The 16,729-nt window shown below is 68.8% G+C and carries 13 protein-coding genes; 9 read left to right on the forward strand and 4 right to left on the reverse strand.

What is annotated here, in order from left to right:
- Positions 1–74 precede the first annotated feature (74 nt).
- Complete coding sequence (locus ACZ60B_RS03360; protein ID WP_469383778.1) at positions 75–1,337, forward strand: MFS transporter; 1,263 nt, start codon at positions 75–77, stop codon at positions 1,335–1,337.
- 117 nt (positions 1,338–1,454) lie between these two features.
- A complete protein-coding gene (locus ACZ60B_RS03365) occupies positions 1,455–1,937 on the forward strand; it encodes an LppU/SCO3897 family protein (RefSeq protein WP_469383780.1) in 483 nt (160 codons plus the stop codon).
- A gap of 137 nt (positions 1,938–2,074) precedes the next feature.
- Here ACZ60B_RS03365 and ACZ60B_RS03370 read toward each other — a convergent pair whose 3' ends face one another.
- Positions 2,075–3,517: a CCA tRNA nucleotidyltransferase gene (locus tag ACZ60B_RS03370; RefSeq protein WP_469383782.1), complete on the reverse strand. Its 1,443-nt coding sequence runs from the start codon at positions 3,515–3,517 to the stop codon at positions 2,075–2,077.
- Between the two features lie 260 nt (positions 3,518–3,777).
- On the opposite strand from ACZ60B_RS03370, the gene ACZ60B_RS03375 reads away from it, so the two are divergent.
- The 7 genes from ACZ60B_RS03375 (at position 3,778) to trxA (ending at position 13,502) form a co-directional block, all read left to right on the forward strand.
- Positions 3,778–6,192, forward strand: coding sequence for a DUF6049 family protein (locus ACZ60B_RS03375; RefSeq protein ID WP_469383784.1), 2,415 nt, complete (start codon positions 3,778–3,780; stop codon positions 6,190–6,192).
- Between the two features lie 45 nt (positions 6,193–6,237).
- A complete protein-coding gene (gene murJ / locus ACZ60B_RS03380) occupies positions 6,238–8,478 on the forward strand; it encodes a murein biosynthesis integral membrane protein MurJ (RefSeq protein WP_469383786.1) in 2,241 nt (746 codons plus the stop codon).
- Positions 8,479–8,596: 118 nt separating this feature from the next.
- Positions 8,597–10,315, forward strand: coding sequence for a protein kinase family protein (locus ACZ60B_RS03385; protein WP_469383788.1), 1,719 nt, complete (start codon positions 8,597–8,599; stop codon positions 10,313–10,315).
- Between the two features lie 27 nt (positions 10,316–10,342).
- The gene (gene sigM / locus ACZ60B_RS03390) at positions 10,343–11,068 is read left to right on the forward strand and encodes an RNA polymerase sigma factor SigM (RefSeq protein WP_469383789.1); all 726 of its coding nucleotides are present in this window, start codon (positions 10,343–10,345) and stop codon (positions 11,066–11,068) included.
- Positions 11,065–11,982: an anti-sigma factor family protein gene (locus ACZ60B_RS03395; RefSeq protein ID WP_469383791.1), complete on the forward strand. Its 918-nt coding sequence runs from the start codon at positions 11,065–11,067 to the stop codon at positions 11,980–11,982. Before sigM ends, ACZ60B_RS03395 begins: the two co-directional genes overlap by 4 nt.
- A gap of 179 nt (positions 11,983–12,161) precedes the next feature.
- On the forward strand, positions 12,162–13,130 hold the full coding sequence (gene trxB / locus ACZ60B_RS03400) for a thioredoxin-disulfide reductase (protein ID WP_469383793.1): 969 nt from the start codon (positions 12,162–12,164) through the stop codon (positions 13,128–13,130).
- A gap of 39 nt (positions 13,131–13,169) precedes the next feature.
- Positions 13,170–13,502, forward strand: a complete 333-nt coding sequence (trxA, locus tag ACZ60B_RS03405; protein ID WP_469383795.1) for a thioredoxin — start codon at positions 13,170–13,172, stop codon at positions 13,500–13,502.
- Between the two features lie 93 nt (positions 13,503–13,595).
- Here the strand turns inward: trxA and ACZ60B_RS03410 are convergent, their stop codons facing one another.
- The 3 genes from ACZ60B_RS03410 to ACZ60B_RS03420 form a co-directional block, all read right to left on the reverse strand.
- Positions 13,596–14,213: a GNAT family N-acetyltransferase gene (locus ACZ60B_RS03410; protein ID WP_384730856.1), complete on the reverse strand. Its 618-nt coding sequence runs from the start codon at positions 14,211–14,213 to the stop codon at positions 13,596–13,598.
- Between the two features lie 332 nt (positions 14,214–14,545).
- Positions 14,546–15,646, reverse strand: coding sequence for a ParB/RepB/Spo0J family partition protein (locus ACZ60B_RS03415; protein WP_469383797.1), 1,101 nt, complete (start codon positions 15,644–15,646; stop codon positions 14,546–14,548).
- Positions 15,643–16,716 (reverse strand): ParA family protein, encoded by a 1,074-nt coding sequence (locus tag ACZ60B_RS03420; RefSeq protein WP_351609106.1) that lies wholly within the window; start codon positions 16,714–16,716, stop codon positions 15,643–15,645. The genes ACZ60B_RS03415 and ACZ60B_RS03420 overlap by 4 nt, the downstream gene beginning before the upstream one ends.
- Between the last annotated feature and the right edge of the window lie 13 nt (positions 16,717–16,729).

Genomic DNA, 16,729 nt, shown 5'->3' on the forward strand with positions numbered 1-16,729 from the left:
GCTCCTGCCAGGGCGGTTGAGGGTCCCCGGGTTCCACGACCCGGGGACCCTCCGCATATGTGAGGCTGTGCCCCATGTCCGTCGTCCGCGATCTGCGCGTCCTGCTGCGTTTCGGGGGTTTCCGGCGCCTGCTGGGCGTGAGGTTGCTCTCCCAGGGAGCCGACGGGGTGTTCCAGGTGGGCCTCGCCACCTACGTCGTCTTCTCACCGGAGAAGCAGACCTCGGCGTCCGCGATCGCCTCCGCGATGGCGGTGCTCCTGCTGCCGTACTCCCTGGTGGGCCCCTTCGCCGGTGTCCTGCTGGACCGCTGGCGCCGACGCCAGGTCCTCCTGTACGGCAATCTGCTGCGGACCCTGCTGGCCACGGTGACGGCTGCCCTGATGGTCGGCCAGGTCCCGGACTGGCTCTTCTACGTCTCCGCCCTGTGCGTCACCGCCGTCAACCGGTTCGTCCTCGCGGGACTGTCCGCCGCGCTGCCCCGTGTGGTCGACACCGAGCGTCTGGTGATGGCCAACTCGCTGTCCCCGACCGCCGGAACGCTGGCCGCGACGGCCGGCGGCGGCCTCGCCTTCACCGTCCGTCTGGTGGTCTCGGACTCCGATGCCGCCGTGGTGCTGCTGGGCGCCACGCTGTATCTGTGCGCGGCCCTCGCGTCACTGCGGATGGCACCCCATCTGCTGGGCCCCGAGCGCGCGTTGGTTCACCCCAGGCTGACGACGGCGCTGAGCGGTACCGCCCGCGGGCTCGCTGCCGGTGTACGGCATCTCGCCGAGCCGCCCAGGAGGGAGGCCGCCTGGGCGCTGGCCTCGATGACCCTGATGCGGTTCTGCTACGGCGCCCTGACCGTCATGGTCCTGATGCTCTGCCGGTACGCCTGGTCGCCCGGCTCGGACGAGGGACTGGCCTTGCTGGGCCTCGCGGTGGGTATCTCCGGAGCGGGTTTCTTCGCGGCCGCCGTGGTGACACCGGCGGCGGTGGGCCGACTCGGGCCGGGCCGTTGGATCGTCGTCTGCTCGGCGGCCGCCGCCGTTCTGGAGCTCGTCCTGTTCCTGCCCTTCACCGAAGTCGCCCTGTTCGTCGGCGCGTTCGTCCTGGGACTCGTCACCCAGGGGGCCAAGATCGCCACGGACACGGTCGTGCAGTCCTCGGTCGAGGACGGCTTCCGTGGCCGGGTCTTCTCCTTGTACGACGTCCTCTTCAACGTCGCCTTCGTCGGTGCCGCCGCGGTGGCCGCCGTGATGCTCCCCGCGGACGGCCGCTCGGTGGCGCTGGTGGTGTTCGTGGCCACGGTCTACGGAGCGGTTGCTCTGACTATGGCCCGCTTTGAGTACCGGTAAGTGTCACATCAAAGCCACAGAGTCCTCTCGGGAAAGCAAAGTGACCAGTGGGGCCCGGTAGCTTACCTGGGTCTTACTTCATGTTCAGCGCACCCATGTTCTAGGGGGACTCCCACCGTGACAACTCCGCCGCCCCAGGGCCAGAACCCGTACGCCCAGACACCTCCCCCGCCCGCGGGGCAGCAGCCGGTCCCGCCGCAGGGAGCCCCCTACGCTCCGTTCCCCAACCAGGGTGGCGCTCCGGTTCCGCCTCCGGCCGCTCCGGGCAGGAGCGGCGGCAAGAAGGTCATGCGCATAGTCGGGCTGATCGTCGTCGCCGTCATCATCGGTCTCATCAAGTTCGGCATCGGCTTCTGGGCCAGCGAGACCGACGCGGAGACCACCTCGGTGGGCTCCTGCATGCACAACGACGGCTCGGACAGCAACGCCGACCTCAACGAGGTCGACTGCTCCTCCAGCGACGCCCAGTACAAGGTCGTCAAGAAGTTCGACGACACCAGTGACGACAAGAAGTGCGAGGCCGTCACGGAAGCGACGATCTCCTACGTCCAGTACGGCAACGGCCACGACGTCGTTCTCTGCCTGAGCGAAGTCAAGTAAGGCAGTCGGGGGGCAAGAGGCAGGGGCGGTGTTTCACGTGAAACACCGCCCCTGCCTCATACAGAACGGGGGCATGTTTCACGTGAAACATGCCCCCGTTGCGTGCACCGTCAGCTCTGCTGACGTTCCGCACCTGGTCAGCTCTGCTCGGCCCACCACTCCTTGAGCGCTGCCACCGCCGCGTCGAACTCCATGGGGCCGTGCTCCAGCCGAAGCTCCAGAAGGTGTTTGTACGCCTGCCCGACGGCCGGGCCGGGACCCACACCCAGGATCTCCATGATCTGGTTGCCGTCGAGGTCGGGCCGGATGGAGTCCAGCTCCTCCTGCTCCTTCAGCTGCGTGATGCGCTCCTCCAGGCCGTCGTAGGCCCGCGACAGCGCGGCTGCCCGGCGCTTGTTCCGCGTGGTGCAGTCCGAGCGGGTCAGCTTGTGCAGGCGATCGAGAAGGGGGCCGGCGTCCCGGACATAGCGGCGGACGGCCGAGTCCGTCCACTCTCCGGTGCCGTAGCCGTGGAAGCGCAGATGGAGTTCGACCAGCCGTGAGACGTCTTTCACCAGCTCGTTGGAGTACTTGAGCGCGGTCATGCGCTTCTTGGTCATCTTCGCCCCGACCACTTCGTGGTGGTGGAACGAGACCCGGCCGTCCGTCTCGAAGCGCCGCGTACGCGGCTTGCCGATGTCGTGCAGCAGCGCGGCCAGCCGGAGGGTGAGGTCGGGACCGTCCGCCTCCAGCGCGATCGCCTGCTCCAGGACGATCAGCGTGTGCTCGTAGACGTCCTTGTGCCGGTGGTGCTCGTCACTCTCCAGACGCAGCGCCGGAAGCTCGGGAAGCACATGATCGGCCAGGCCCGTGTCGACGAGCAGGCTCAGCCCCTTGCGGGGGTGCGTGGACAGGATGAGCTTGTTCAGCTCGTCCCGCACGCGCTCCGCCGAGACGATCTCGATCCGGCCGGCCATCTCCTCCATCGCGGCGACGACCTCGGGGGCGACCTCGAAGTCGAGCTGGGCCGCGAAGCGCGCGGCCCGCATCATCCGCAGCGGGTCGTCGGAGAAGGAGTCCTGCGGAGTGCCCGGGGTACGCAGCACACGGGCCGCGAGGTCCGCACGGCCGCCGTGCGGATCGATGAACTCCTTCGCCGGCAGCGCCACGGCCATCGCGTTCACGGTGAAGTCGCGGCGGACGAGATCCTCCTCGATGGAGTCGCCGTAGGAGACTTCAGGCTTGCGCGAGGTCCGGTCGTACGCCTCGGAGCGGTAGGTGGTCACCTCGATCTGGTAGCCGTCCTTCTGCGCTCCGACGGTGCCGAACGCGATCCCGACCTCCCACAGGGCGTCCGCCCAGGGCCGGACGATCTTCAGTACGTCCTCGGGACGGGCGTCGGTCGTGAAGTCCAGATCGTTGCCGAGCCGGCCGAGCAGCGCGTCCCGGACCGATCCGCCGACCAGGGCGAGGGAGAACCCGGCCTCCTGGAAACGGTGGGCGAGCTCGTCGGCGACAGGAGCGACCCGCAGCAGTTCGCTGACCGCGTGGTGCTGCCCCTGGCTGAGGGCACTGGAGGTGTCTTCGTTGGCGTTCGGCACAACAGAAGAGGGTACGTGGCCGGGGCGACCGGAGGCGTCCGCATTAATCACGTACAGACATCCCGGCCGATACGCTCGCAGAGTGCGCCTTTGTGAGCCCAGACCGAAGGTTCTCTTCATATCGGCCGATAGGGGTTCGGTAGGCCGACGGCCACCGATCTTGTAGTGCAGTCCGCGGCACTTCCCCTCAGCGCACATCGTTACCATGCGTGGACGCACATTCCAACGACCACTGACGACGACGAGGGACGGGCGAGCGCGTGGCCGAGGCGGCAGACTTCCAGGGGACGAGTCCCTCACCTGCCCGCCGGTTGCTGCGGTGCACCGGAGCACTGCTCGCCGGCGCACCGTTGCTGGCCGGTCTGCTCCAGCTGCCCGCCGCCCCCTCCGCGCAGGCCGCGGGACAGGACTCCGCCCGCGCGGCCTCCGGCTCCCGCACCGTAGCCGTCTCCGTCGACACGCTCACCCCGTCCGTGCCGACCGACGGGGACACCGTGACCGTCTCCGGCACCGTGACGAACAACGGCAAGCAGGCGGTCAGCGACGCCCATGTGGGCCTGCGCGTGGGTTCCGTGCTGACCACCCGCTCGGCGATCGACACCACCGCCGACCGCACCGGTTACTCGGGCGAGGACGGCTCGGAGGTCGGCGGCTCGTACGTGCAGGAGTTCCCCGAGCTCGCTCCGGGCGTCGCGCAGCACTTCAGCATCTCCGTACCGGTCGACAAGCTGGACCTCGGCAAGGACGGCATCTACCCGCTCGGCGTCTCCCTCTCCGGGCAGACGGCCGCACAGCCGTGGGAGCAGGTGCTGGGCATCCAGCGGACGTTCCTGCCGTGGCAGCCGGACGAGGCGGACACGAAGACGAAGACGACCGTCCTGTGGCCGCTGATCTCGACCGTCCACATGACGGCGGAGACCGGCTCGAACGAGCAGCAGACGCCAGTGTTCCTCAACGACGACCTGGCCCAGGAGATCTCCCCGGGCGGCCGTCTCGACCAGCTGCTGTCCCTGGGCAAGAGCCTGGACGTCACCTGGGTGATCGACCCGGACCTGCTCGCCTCCGTCGACGCCATGACCCGCAGCTACAAGGTGCGGGGCCCCGAGGACACCACCACCACGGGCACCCACCAGGCGATCGCCAAGGCATGGCTGGCCGAACTGCAGAAGGCGGTGGTGGACAAGGACGTCGTCGCCCTGCCGTTCGCCGACCCCGACCTCGCGGCCCTCGCCCACAACGGCACGAACGTCACAGGCTCGCTCAGCCACCTCAAGGCGGCCTCCGACGTGGTCACCAACACGGTGGAGCCGATTCTCCATGTGACACCGAACACAGACTTCGCCTGGCCCGTCGACGGCGCCGTCGACCCGTCGATCGTCAAGGTCGCCACCTCCGCGGGCGCCGACAAGGTGATCGCGCGCAGCGACAGCCTGGTGGAGACCGGCGGCCTGTCCTACACCCCCTCGGCCGCCCGTCCCCTCGGCGGCGGCACCACGGCGGTGGTGGCGGACTCACGGCTGTCCAAGGCGTTCCAGGACGATCTGACGAAGGCCTCGGACTCCACGCTCGCCGTGCAGCGGTTCCTGGCCCAGAGCCTCGCGCTCAACCTCCAGACCGACAAACAGCGCAGCATCGTCGTGGCGCCCCAGCGCATGCCGTCCGGCAGCCAGGCGCAGGCGATGGCCGCGGCCCTGACGGCCCTCCAGAGCGGGAACTGGTCCCAGTCGCAGGAGCTCACGGCGGCCGCCAAGGCCAAGCCGGACCCGGGCGCCACCACCAAGATCCCCTCGGCGTCGAAGTACCCCTCCTCGCTGCGCAGGAAGGAACTGCCGCGGTCGGCCTTCGCGCAGATCGCCGGCACCCAGGACACGCTCGACAACTTCCAGGTGATCCTCTCCGACGAGTCCCGGGTCGTGACCCCGTTCGGCCGGGCGCTCAACCGTGAGATGTCCACGTCGTGGCGTGGCCGGCCGGTCGAGGCGAGCACGTTCCGCCAGGACGTCGAGAGCTACCTCGACACGCTCACCGCCCAGGTCAAGCTGATCGACAAGTCCGACACCAAACTCTCCGGGCGCAGCGCCACGATCCCCGTGACCGTGCAGAACAACCTGGTGCAGGGCGTCGACCATCTGGTGCTGCGGCTCACCTCGACCAACTCGACCCGGCTCAAGATCGGCGGCAAGCCGTACTCCGAGCAGCCCATCGCGGTCTCCGGCGGGCACAGCCAGACGGTGAAGTTCCCCACGTCCGCCAATGTCAACGGCCAGACCACGGTGATCGCCCAGCTGTACACGCAGGACGGCCAGGCGTACGGCGCACCGGTGACCTTCGACGTGAAGGTCACCGAGATCACGGCCACGGTGATGTTGGTCATCGGCGGTGGCGTCCTGCTTCTGGTCCTCGCCGGGTTCCGCATGTACACCCAGCGCAAGCGCGCGGCGGCCCGGGAAGGCCAGGAGAACGGCCCCGACGAGGGCGGTGAGGCCGACGAACCGACCGAAGGCCCGTCGGACGCCGAAGACCAGTTGAACCCTGAGGGGCCCCGCAGCCGTCCCAAGGAAGAGTCCGCCGGCCGGTCCGGGTCAGACGACCCGGAGCAGCCGAGTGACCCGACCCCGGACACCGCAGCGGAAAGCGCCGACCCGTCCGGCACGGGTGAGAGAGTGGACCGTTGAGGATGTCGTGGCCGGTGGGCCCGGGACGATGAGGTGGGGTAAACCATGAACGCGCCGTACGACGGTGACCGCGGCCAGGCCGCGGGCGGCTCGGGCCACCCCGAGGGCCCGCCGCCCGAGCATGGCCAGGTGCCGCCGCAGCACCCGGCGGACATGTACCTCCAGGACGCCTACGACCAGGACCCCTACCGGGCACAGGACCTCTCCGCCCAGGATCCGGTCGCCGAGGCGCTCTACGACCGTGCCGCGCACCCTCCGCCGCCGCCGGGCACGTACGAGCCGCAGCAGCCGCTGTACGGACGGCCGGAGCAGTCGCCGTACGCTCCCGACCCGCGGGTCTGGGCACAGACCCCCGCGCCGGAGCCGGCCGGTCCGACCCAGTACCTGCCGTTCGGCGAGGACCCCCGCACCACCCAGTTCGTGGGCGTGGACGACCTGGTGACCCAGGCCGGTGAGGAGCGTCAGGAGACGGACGCCTTCGCCCACCTCTTCCAGGACCAGCAACAGGGCTCCGCGCGCCCGCCGGTGGACGCCATGGCCGTGCCCGGACCTGCCACCCCCCCGGTGGCGGCTCAGGGGCCCGTGGGGCCCCACCAGGCACCGCTGACGCCTCCCGCGGCCGAGACGCCCGCGCCGGCTCCCGCCGCGAAGAAGGGCGGGCGGGCCTCCGGCCTGCTGAAGTCGAGCGCCGTCATGGCCGCGGGCACGATGGTCTCCCGCCTCACCGGCTTCGTCCGCTCCGCGCTGATCGTCTCCGCCCTCGGTCTCGGCCTCCTCGGCGACTCTTTCCAGGTCGCCTACCAGCTGCCGACGATGATCTACATCCTGACCGTCGGCGGTGGACTCAACTCGGTCTTCGTCCCGCAGCTCGTACGGGCGATGAAGGAGGACGAGGACGGCGGCGAGGCCTTCGCCAACCGGCTGCTGACCCTGGTGATGGTGGCACTCGGCGCGCTCACCGCGCTGGCGATGATCGCCGCACCGCTCCTGGTCCGCATGCTCTCGATCCCGGTCGCCAACGACCCCGCGGCCGATGACGTCGCCGTCACCTTCACCCGCTACTTCCTGCCCTCGATCTTCTTCATGGGCGTGCACGTGGTGATGGGGCAGATCCTCAACGCGCGCGGCCGGTTCGGCGCGATGATGTGGACCCCGGTCCTGAACAACATCGTCATCATCGTGACCCTCGGCATGTTCATCTGGGTCTACGGCACCGCCGGCAGCTCCGGGATGACGGCGGGCAACATCCCGCCGGAGGGCCAGCGACTGCTCGGCATCGGTGTTCTGCTCGGCCTCGTCGTCCAGGCTCTGGCGATGATCCCGTACCTGCGGGAGACCGGCTTCCGGCTGCGGCTGCGCTTCGACTGGAAGGGCCACGGCCTCGGCAAGGCCGCGATGCTCGCCAAGTGGACGGTGCTGTTCGTCCTCGCCAACCAGGCGGGCGCCATGGTCGTCACCCAGTTGTCCACCGCCGCGGGCAAGGACTCGAACGTCGCGGGCACCGGTTTCGCCGCCTATGCCAACGCCCAGCTGATCTGGGGCCTGCCGCAGGCCATCATCACCGTCTCCCTGATGGCCGCGCTGCTGCCGCGGATCTCCCGCTCGGCGGCCGAGGGAGACGGCGGCGCCGTCCGCGACGACATCTCCCAGGGTCTGCGCACCACGGCCGTCGCGATCGTGCCCATCGCCTTCGGCTTCCTCGCCCTCGGCATCCCGATGTGCACGCTGATCTTCGGCTCCTCGGGCACCAGCGAAGCCACCAACATGGGCTTCATGCTGATGGCCTTCGGTCTCGGCCTGATCCCCTACTCCGTGCAGTACGTGGTCCTGCGCGCCTTCTACGCCTACGAAGACACCAGGACCCCCTTCTACAACACGGTCATCGTGGCCGCGGTCAACGCGGGTGCCTCGCTGCTGTGCTACTTCCTGGTCCCGGCGCGCTGGGCGGTGGTCGGCATGGCCGCCGCGTACGGCCTCGCCTACGCCATCGGCGTCGGCATCGCCTGGCACCGGCTGCGCAAGCGTCTGGGCGGCGACCTGGACGGCACGCGCGTGCTGCGCACCTACGCGCGGCTGTGCATCGCCTCGGTACCGGCCGCCCTGCTGGCGGGAGCGGCCTGTTACGGCATCGCGCAGACGCTCGGCCAGGGGGCCGCGGGTTCCTTCGCTGCTCTGCTGGTCGGCGGTGTCGTTCTGCTCGGCGTCTTCTACCTGGCGGCCCGCCGCATGCGCATCGAGGAACTCAACTCCCTCGTCGGCATGGTGCGCGGGCGCCTGGGGCGCTGAAGTGGGGGTAGGCGCACAACCATCGTGCGCCATCGTGTGTCGTGCATAGCAGCGGACTGTGGGCACAATTGGATTCGACGTCGTAGGGCGCGCAATGGATGGGGAGGCAGGGACGACGGTGGCGGAACGTAGTACGGCTGCCGTCGACGTGGCAGGCAACGGCGGCGACGAGCCACCGGCCGCGCAGGCGGACCAGTCCACGGCCGACGGGGAGGCCCAGAACCGGGAGTGGGACACGGACATCGACGGGGCACAGGGGAGTGGCGGGACCGAGAGTCCTGAGAAGGCTTCACCGCCCGAACTGCACAGCGGCCACAAACTCGCCAGGCGCTACCGCCTCGAAGAGTGCGTCACCCGTCTGGACGGATTCAGCAGTTGGCGCGCGGTCGACGAGAAACTCCGTCGCGCCGTCGGCGTCCACATCCTGCCGGCGGACCATACGCGGGCCCGGTCGGTACTGGCCGCCGCCCGTTCCTCCGCGCTGCTGGGTGATCCCCGGTTCGTGCAGGTGCTGGACGCCGTCGAGGAGAACGACCTCGTCTACGTCGTCCACGAGTGGCTGCCCGACGCGACCGAGCTGACCGCGCTGCTGTCCGCCGGCCCGCTGGAGCCGCACGACGCCTACCAGATGGTCAGCCAGATCGCCGGGGCCATGGCCGCGGCCCACCGTGAGGGTCTCGCGCATCTGCGCCTGAACCCCAACGCGGTGCTGCGCGCCTCCACCGGCCAGTGGCGCATCCGTGGCCTCGCCGTGAACGCCGCGCTGCGCGGCATCAGTTCCGACACCCCTCAGCGCACCGACACCGAGGCGATCGGCGCCCTGCTGTACGCGGCCCTCACCCAGCGCTGGCCGTACGAGAACGACGCCTACGGCCTGTCCGGCCTGCCCAAGGACGTCGGCCTCATCGCCCCCGACCAGGTGCGCGCCAACATCCACCGCGGGCTGTCCGAGCTGGCCATGCGCGCGCTCGCCAACGACGGTGCCACGGCCTCCCGTCACGAGGCCGCGTGCACGACGCCCGAAGAGCTGGTGAAGGCGATCGGCGAGATGCCCCGCATCCGCCCACCGGAGCCCGCGTTCGCCGGACCGCCCGAGTACCAGCGCACGACGTACCAGCAGGGCACCTACGGGCGCCCTGCGGCGCATCCGGGGGTCACCCAGCAGCTGCCGCCGACCCCGCCGCCGCCGTTGCAGAGCCGTACGGGCAAGGTCCTGAAGTGGGCCGTCTCGGCGCTCCTGATCGCCGCCCTCGGCCTGGGCAGCTGGCAGTTGGCGGACGCCCTGATGGACCAGAGCAACTCGCCCGACGACACCACCCAGACGACGGACGACGGCGACAAGGCCACGGAGTCGGCCAAGCCTGCCCCCAAGCCGATCACCATCCAGGATGCCGTGGAGTACTACCCGGACGGCGATGCCCAGCACCCCGACGAGGTGAAGCTCACCTACGACGGCGACACCTCCACCTACTGGCGTACCCACCGTTTCTCCGACGGCCCCGTATTGGCGCCCTACAAACAGGGTGTGGGCATCGTCTACGACCTCGGCTCCGCCCAGAACGTGTCGGCAGTCTCGATAGGGCTGGACTACGGCGGCGACCACACGACGGCCGCGCTGTATGCCACCGATTCGCTGTCGTCGTCGGCACCGCTCAACTCCATGACGCAGTTCGCCGAGGCCAAGACCTCGGGCACCGAGCTGAAGATCACGGCCAAGAAGGCGGTGAAGACGCGGTACGTGCTCGTCTGGATGACTGCCATGCCCTATTCGGCCCAGAAGGGGTACAGCGGGCAAGGCCACAAGCAGGCCATCACCGAAGTGAAGTTCACGGGCTGACGTCTCACCGAGGGGGGAGGGGGTCCGATGGCGGATGGCACCGCGTACGGCGACAGCAGCGATCAGGACCTGCTCGCCCGTCACGTCGGCGGTGATCCGGACGCCTTCGGTGAGCTCGTACGGCGCCATCGCGACCGCCTCTGGGCGGTCGCGCTGCGTACCCTGGGCGACCGCGAGGAGGCCGCTGACGCCGTTCAGGACGCCCTCGTCTCCGCCTACCGGGCCGCCCACACCTTCCGCGGTCAGTCGGCTGTCACGACCTGGCTGCACCGCATCACGGTGAACGCCTGTCTCGACCGTGCTCGCAAGGCGGCCTCCCGCAAGACCTCGCCGGTCGACGACACCGAGCGCCTGGAACAGCTGCTGGAGCCGCACGAGTCGGCCTCGGCCCCCGCCGAGCGCAACGATTTGCACCGCGAACTCCTGGAGGCGCTGGGGACACTCCCGCCCGATCAGCGGGCCGCGCTCGTCCTGGTCGACATGCAGGGCTACCCCGTCGCCGAAGCCGCCCGTGTGCTCGACGTCCCGACCGGGACGGTGAAGAGCCGCTGCGCCCGGGGCAGAGCCAGACTCCTGCCGCTGCTCACCCACCTGCGGCCGGAAAAGGCCGGTGAAGACGACGGTGTGAGCCAGGGGCGGAACCGGACGGAGGGGACATCCGTCCCACCGGCGGCGGGACCGCACGACAAGGATTCCCGTGACCCAGGATCAAGCGACTCAGCTGCTGTGAAGGGCGGAGGTGGGCGAGCGTGACATCCACGACGGACATGGCCGGGCACCCGGACGTCGCGGAGATCTCCGACCTCACCGAAGGTCTGCTGCCACCGTCCCGCACCACGCAGGTACGCCGGCATCTGAACCAGTGCGAGCTCTGCGCGGACGTCCACGCCTCTTTGGAGGAGATCCGGGAACTGCTCGGCACGGTCCCCGGCCCGCCCCGCATGTCCGCCGAGGTCGCGAGCCGTATCGACGCCGCCCTCGCCGCCGAAGCGCTGCTCAACGCCACGGCACCCACCACTGACGGCTCCCCTGCGCCGACGGCCTCTCCTCGGCCCGCTTCCCCCGTGGGCGACAGCCCGCATGTTTCACGTGAAACATCGGTCGCCACGGACCGCCCCTCGGGTCATGCGCGCACCGCCTCCACCGGGCCAGGACGCAAGAGCGGCCGAGTGCGCGGGCGCCGCAAGGTAGTCGTCCTGGGAGTGGCCTGCACGGCTGCCGTCCTGGCCCTGGGCTCCGTACTGCTGTCCTCCCTCTGGAACAACACCTCGTCCGGAAACACAGTCGGAGGGCACCGGTCCACGGCCGCGGACACCTTCTCCGAAGGAAAACTCGAAGGCCAGGTCGCCACGCTCCTCGCCCAGAGCACAGGCAGCTCGCAAGCACCGGACAGCCTCGGCGCGGAGTCCGTTCCCGGCACGGTGAAGCCGAAGATCTTCCGCCAGCCCACGGTCCCGCCCTGCATCCAGAAGGGCATCGGTCGCAACGACGCGGCGCTCGCGACCGAGCAGGGCATCTATCAGGGGACGGACGCACTTCTCGTGGTGCTCCCCAATCCCTCCGACAGCACCCGGGTCACCGTCTACATCGTGGACACGAGCTGTGTGAGCCACCCGTCGGCCGCCCCGGCCAAGGTGCTGCTCACCCACTCCTATACGCGCTCCTGAGCCCGCACACCGCGCCCCAGGCTTCTCTCCTTCCTCTGTGGTGTCCCGTTCGGTGACGCGTATGCGTGTGCGCGGACACAGCGGGAATGCGCGCCCCTTAGGATCCGTTGGGTGGGGTGAGAGTCTCGAGAGGGTCTCCACCGGCCGTACGACGCAGTCCAGAGACGAGGAATCAAGTCGTGAGCGACGTCCGTAACGTGATCATCATCGGTTCGGGGCCCGCCGGGTACACGGCGGCGCTGTACACCGCACGCGCGTCGCTGAAGCCGCTGGTGTTCGAGGGCGCCGTCACCGCGGGTGGCGCGCTGATGAACACCACCGAGGTGGAGAACTTCCCCGGCTTCCGCGACGGGATCATGGGCCCTGAGCTCATGGACAACATGCGCGCCCAGGCCGAGCGTTTCGGCGCCGAACTGATCCCGGACGATGTCGTCTCCGTCGACCTCACCGGTGACATCAAGACCGTCACGGACACCTCGGGCACGGTCCACCAGGCCAAGGCCGTCATCGTCACCACCGGCTCGCAGCACCGCAAGCTCGGTCTGCCCAACGAGGACGCTCTCTCCGGCCGCGGCGTCTCGTGGTGCGCCACCTGTGACGGGTTCTTCTTCAAGGACCAGGACATCGCCGTGATCGGCGGCGGTGACACCGCGATGGAGGAGGCGACCTTCCTCTCCCGGTTCGCCAAGTCCGTGACGATCGTGCACCGCCGCGACACCCTGCGCGCCTCCAAGGCGATGCAGGAGCGCGCCTTCGCCGACCCGAAGATCAAGTTCGTCTGGGACAGCGAGGTCGCCGAGATCCACGGTGACCCGAAGCTGGCCGGCCTGAAGCTGCGCAACCTCAAGACCGGCGAGCTGTCCGACCTGGCGGTCACCGGCCTGTTCATCGCGATCGGCCACGACCCGCGGACCGAGCTGTTCAAGGGCCAGCTCGACCTCGACGACGAGGGCTACCTCAAGGTCGCCGCCCCGTCCACGCGTACCAACCTGACGGGTGTCTTCGCCGCCGGTGACGTGGTCGACCACACCTACCGCCAGGCGATCACCGCTGCCGGCACCGGCTGCTCCGCCGCCCTCGACGCCGAGCGCTTCCTCGCCGCTCTGGCGGACGAAGAGCAGGCCGAGCCCGAGACGACCTCTGTCTGACCCCCTTCCTCCCCACGCATAACCAGTAAGGAGCCCGCTGTGGCCGGCACTCTGAAGAACGTGACTGACGCCTCCTTCGACGAGGACGTCCTCAAGAGCGACAAGCCCGTCCTGGTGGACTTCTGGGCCGCCTGGTGCGGTCCGTGCCGCCAGATCGCGCCCTCGCTCGAGGCGATCGCCGCCGAGTACGGCGAGAAGATCGAGATCGTCAAGCTCAACATCGACGAGAACCCGGGCACTGCGGCCAAGTACGGCGTCATGTCGATCCCGACCCTGAACGTCTACCAGAACGGCGAGGTCGCCAAGACCATCGTCGGCGCGAAGCCGAAGGCCGCGATCCTCCGCGACCTTGAGGACTTCATCGCCGAGTGACGTTCGGAGCTGTCTAGCCAACGGCGCGTGTTTCACGTGAAACCACGAATGGGCCAACCCTGATGGGTTGGCCCATTCGCCTATCAGCCTTAGCTACAGCGGCCGCAGCGCTGGCTCCTTCTGTACTGCGCCCAGCAAGCGGTCCAGCGCCATCTCAACGTCTTCCTTCCAGGAGAGCGTCGTCCGTAGCTCCAGGCGCATTCGCGGATACGTGGGATGCGGGCGGACCGTCTTGAAGCCCACGGCGAGCAGATGGTCGGCAGGAAGCACGCAGGCCGGCTCTTTCCACCGGGCATCGCCGAAGGCTTCGATCGCCTTGAAGCCACGACGCAACAGATCCTTGGCCACCGTCTGCACCATCACCCGGCCCAGTCCCTGTCCCTGGTAACCCGGCATGATGAAGGCGGTCATCAGCTGCACCGCGTCCGGCGAGACGGGGCTTGTGGGAAAGGCCGTGGAGCGGGGCACGTAAGCAGGCGGTGCGTAGAGCACGAAGCCCACCGGCACATCGTCGACGTAGACGACGCGACCGCACGATCCCCAGTCCAGGAGGACCCCGGAGATCCAGGCCTCCTTCTCCAGGGCGGGTGTACCGGCCTTCAGCGCGGCTTCACCACTGACAGGGTCCAGTTCCCAGAAGACACACGAGCGACAGCGCTGGGGAAGGTCCTGAACGTTGTCCAGCGTGAGCGGTACGAGCCGACGCCCCATGAAGGCTGTTCCTCGCTTCCTTCGCCCGCTGCCTCGCGGGCGGCTGCCAGAGCGTTCCGTTCCCTGAGCATGCTGCCGACGAACCCGCCTATCGCGCCCAGCCCGAGCGTCACACTCATCAGTCCGGTCCGGCCCATCGTTCGCATGGCCCCGGCCTCCCCATCAGAGGTGCTGCCAAAGGTGAATGCGCCTTACCCTCTCGCATCGTATCCACGATGCGATTACACCGATACCGCCTAAAAGCAAAGAGCAGGCCGTGTTCCGGCATACACCGGACACGACCTGCTCTGGCTGGCCGGGCAGGCTCAACCGCGCTGCCGGCCCAGGAAGACTCAGTCCTCCGACTCGACGGACTCGCTGTCCTGGAGGCTCTGCTGAAGGACCGAGCCCTCGCCCGGAGCCAGCGATCCCAGGATCCGCTCCAGATCCTCCATGGAGGCGAACTCCACGGTGATCTTGCCCTTCTTCTGCCCCAGATCAACCTTCACCCGGGTCTCGAAGCGATCCGAGAGACGAGTCGCGAGATCGGACAGTGCGGGAGACACCCGCCCTCCGGCCCGCGGGCTCTTGGACCGCTGCGCCGTCTGCGGCCGCGACCCCATGAGCGTCACGATCTCCTCGACGGCACGCACCGAGAGGCCCTCAGCCACGATCCGGTGAGCCAGACGGTCCTGCTCCTCCGAGTCGTCGACCGAGAGCAGCGCCCGGGCATGGCCGGCGGAGAGCACTCCGGCGGCCACACGACGCTGGACGGCCGGCGAAAGCTTCAGCAGACGCAGAGTGTTGGAGACCTGAGGGCGGGACCGGCCGATACGGTCAGCCAACTGGTCGTGAGTGCAGTTGAAGTCCTTCAGCAACTGGTCATAGGCCGCCGCCTCTTCCAGCGGATTCAGCTGCGCCCGGTGCAGGTTCTCCAGGAGCGCGTCCAGGAGGAGCTTTTCGTCGTCCGTGGCTCGCACGATCGCCGGGATCGCCTCGAGCCCCGCCTCTCGGCAGGCCCTCCAGCGCCGCTCGCCCATGATGAGCTCGTAGCGCGCGGGACCCAGCTGACGCACGACGACCGGCTGAAGGAGACCGACCTCCTTGATGGAGGTGATCAGCTCCTGAAGGGCGTCCTCGTCGAACACCTCACGCGGCTGCCGCGGGTTCGGCGTGATGAAGTCGAGCGGCAGCTCGGCGAAGTGCGCACCCAGTGGGGGCGCGGGCGTCTCCGCGATGCTGCTCAGCGCCAGATCATCGGTTTCACGTGAAACAGACGGCAACGTGGCCACCTTGGCCGCAGCCACACCGCGGTCCGCGGTCAGCACCGGACCCGGTCCGGGAGCCGCGGAAGCGGCTCCCCCTATGGCAGGCGGAGTCGGCGTCGTCTCCGTCGGCGCAGCAGGGATCAGCGCGCCGAGCCCACGGCCCAGCCCCCTCCGTCGCTCACTCACTGGATCCCCTCCACCATGCTCGGGTCGCTCTGAGCGCCGATGTGAGCGTGTGTCGCGTCATAGCGGACGCCCACACCCCTCAGCGCAATTTCTCGTGCCGCCTCAAGATAGGAGAGGGCACCGCTCGATCCTGGATCGTAGGTCAGCACCGTCTGCCCATAACTCGGTGCCTCGGAGATACGGACCGAGCGAGGAATGCTCGTCCGCAGCACCTCCTCACCGAAGTGGGTGCGCACCTCTTCCGCGACCTGGGACGCCAGGCGCGTTCGGCCGTCGTACATGGTGAGCAGGATGGTCGACACGTGCAGGACGGGGTTGAGGTGCCCCCGTACCAGGTCGACGTTGCGGAGCAGCTGCCCCAGGCCCTCCAGCGCGTAGTACTCGCACTGGATGGGAATGAGTACCTCTTGGCCCGCGACCATCGCGTTGACTGTCAGCAGACCGAGCGAGGGCGGGCAGTCGATGAGGATGTAGTCCAGCGGCTGCTCGTACGCCTGGATCGCCCGCTGGAGGCGGCTCTCGCGTGCCACCAGGGACACCAGCTCGATCTCGGCACCGGCGAGATCGATCGTGGCGGGGGCACAGAAGAGACCCTCGACATCCGGGACGGGCTGAACGACCTCGGCCAGAGGCTTGCTGTCGACCAGGACGTCATAGATGGACGGGACCTCTGCGTGATGGTCGATCCCCAGGGCGGTGGATGCGTTGCCCTGCGGGTCGAGGTCGATCACGAGGACGCGGCCACCGTGCAGGGCCAAGGAAGCGGCAAGGTTGACGGTGGTCGTCGTCTTGCCCACGCCACCCTTCTGGTTGGCCACGACCATGACACGGGTCTGGTGAGGTCGTGGCAGACCCTCGCCGGCGCGGCCGAGAGCCTCCACCGCCAATTGGGCAGCACGACCGATCGGTGTGTCGTCCATGGGGGGCGGTGTTTCACGTGAAACATCCTCCCCCATCGACTCGGTACGGGGACCGGGGACCGGATCGGTCATCGGTCCCGCGATGTTGGCGTCGGACCGCAAGGATTCACTCTCCTCGACTTCAAGCTCGCAATGAACAGAGCCTCCCATGTCTTCGGGGTCG

Source organism: Streptomyces sp. NPDC104096, assembly GCF_055584385.1.

Bases quoted from the DNA above. Each gene is read 5' to 3' on its own strand.
- ACZ60B_RS03360 (WP_469383778.1), top strand. From the start codon at position 75: ATGTCCGTCGTCCGCGATCTGCGCGTCCTGCTGCGTTTCGGGGGTTTC.
- murJ (WP_469383786.1), top strand. From the start codon at position 6,238: ATGAACGCGCCGTACGACGGTGACCGCGGCCAGGCCGCGGGCGGCTCG.
- sigM (WP_469383789.1), top strand. From the start codon at position 10,343: ATGGCGGATGGCACCGCGTACGGCGACAGCAGCGATCAGGACCTGCTC.
- ACZ60B_RS03410 (WP_384730856.1), bottom strand. From the start codon at position 14,213: ATGGGGCGTCGGCTCGTACCGCTCACGCTGGACAACGTTCAGGACCTT.
- ACZ60B_RS03420 (WP_351609106.1), bottom strand. From the start codon at position 16,716: ATGGGAGGCTCTGTTCATTGCGAGCTTGAAGTCGAGGAGAGTGAATCC.